At 73.1% G+C, this 1,665-nt stretch carries 2 protein-coding genes; one reads left to right on the forward strand and one right to left on the reverse strand.

Annotation, left to right across the window (positions count from 1 at the left end; translation table 11 throughout):
- A partial coding sequence (gene glpK, locus x551_RS21900) for a glycerol kinase GlpK (RefSeq protein ID WP_036251437.1) occupies positions 1-1,081 on the reverse strand: 1,081 nt, incomplete at its 3' end.
- Positions 1,082-1,131: 50 nt separating this feature from the next.
- On the opposite strand from glpK, the gene x551_RS21905 reads away from it, so the two are divergent.
- Positions 1,132-1,665 (forward strand): FAD-dependent oxidoreductase (locus x551_RS21905; RefSeq protein WP_152543632.1); only part of this gene is annotated, 534 nt, incomplete at its 3' end.

Below are 1,665 nucleotides of genomic sequence, written 5' to 3' on the forward strand. Positions count from 1 at the left end.
CGCTGGCCTCCGGCCGCCAGTAGGGGGCGCCCAGGCCGGTGAAGGCCGGCACCACCACCACGCCGCCGGCGTCGGGCACGCTCTCGGCCAGCGCCTGCACCTCGCCGCTGCCGCGGATCGCGTGCAAGCCATCACGCAGCCACTGCACCACCGCGCCGCCGATGAACACGCTGCCCTCCAGCGCGTACTGGCGCGGTGCCGTGCTGTCCACCTGCGCCGCCGCGGTGGTGATCAGGCCGTGGGTCGAGGCCTGCCGCTGTGCGCCGGTGTGCATCAGCAGGAAGCAGCCGGTGCCGTAGGTGTTCTTCGCCAGCCCGGCCTGGAAGCCGGCTTGGCCGAACAGCGCGGCCTGCTGGTCGCCGGCGATGCCGCACACCGGCACGGCATGGCCCAGCAGCGCGGGCTCGGTGTCGCCGAAATGCGAGGCAGACTGCTGCACTGCCGGCAGCAGCGCGCGCGGGATGTCCAGCGCCGCCAGCAGCGGCTCGCTCCAGGCGCCGCGGTCGATGTCGAACAGCATCGTGCGCGAGGCGTTGGTGGTGTCGGTGGCGTGCACGCGGCCGCCGGTCAGCTGCCGCAGCAGCCAGCTGTCCACCGTGCCGAAGGCCAGCTCGCCGCGCTCGGCTCGCGTGCGGGCGCCCGGCACGTGGTCGAGCAGCCACGCGATCTTGCTGGCCGAGAAGTAGGGGTCGATGACCAGGCCGGTCACGTCGCGCACCGCATCGGCCAGACCCTGCTCGCGCCAGCGCGCGCACAGGGGCTCGGTGCGGCGGTCCTGCCAGACGATGGCGTTGGCGATCGGCCGGCCGCTCGCACGTTCCCACAGCAGCGTGGTCTCGCGCTGGTTGGTGATACCGATGGCCGCGATGTCGGACGCCGTCAACCCCGCCTGGGCCAGCGCCTCGCGGGCCGTGGCGAGCTGGGTCTCCCAGATCTCCATCGGGTCGTGCTCCACCCAGCCCGGTTGCGGGTAGAGCTGGCGGAACTCGCGCTGCGCCATCGCGCGGATGCGGCCTCCGCGGTCGAACACGATGCTGCGCGAGCTGGAGGTGCCCTGGTCGAGGGCGAGCAGGTAGGTCATCGGCGGCGTCCGGGAGGTCGACCTCGCCAGCCTAAGCGAAGCCCCGCAGAATGGCAGCAGTGGAACAACCCAGGTCCGACCCGTCCCGTGAGCCGCGGCACTGCGACGTGCTCGTCGTCGGTGGCGGCATCAATGGCACGGGCATCGCGCGCGACCTGGCGGGCCGCGGCTGGCGCGTCGTGCTGTGCGAACGCGACGATCTGGCGGCGCAGACCTCGTCGGCCTCCACCAAGCTGATCCACGGCGGCCTGCGCTACCTGGAGCACGGCGAGTTCGCGCTGGTGCGCAAGGCGCTGCAGGAGCGCGAGCAGCTGCTGCGCAGCGCGCCGCACATCATGTGGCCGCTGTCCTTCGTGATGCCGCACGACGCGGCCATGCGGCCGGCGTGGATGATCCGCGCCGGCCTGTTTCTCTACGACCACCTCGCGCGTCGCGACTGGCTGCCCGGCTCGCACGGCGTCGACCTGCGCCGCCACCCGGCTGGCGTGCCGCTGCAGCCGCGGCTGACGCGCGGCTTCGTCTACAGCGACGGCTGGGTCGACGATGCGCGGCTGGTGGTGCTGGCCGCGATCGACGCCCGCGAA

This window comes from Methylibium sp. T29, assembly GCF_000576205.1.
In the GTDB taxonomy this organism is placed as follows: domain Bacteria; phylum Pseudomonadota; class Gammaproteobacteria; order Burkholderiales; family Burkholderiaceae_C; genus Methylibium; species Methylibium petroleiphilum.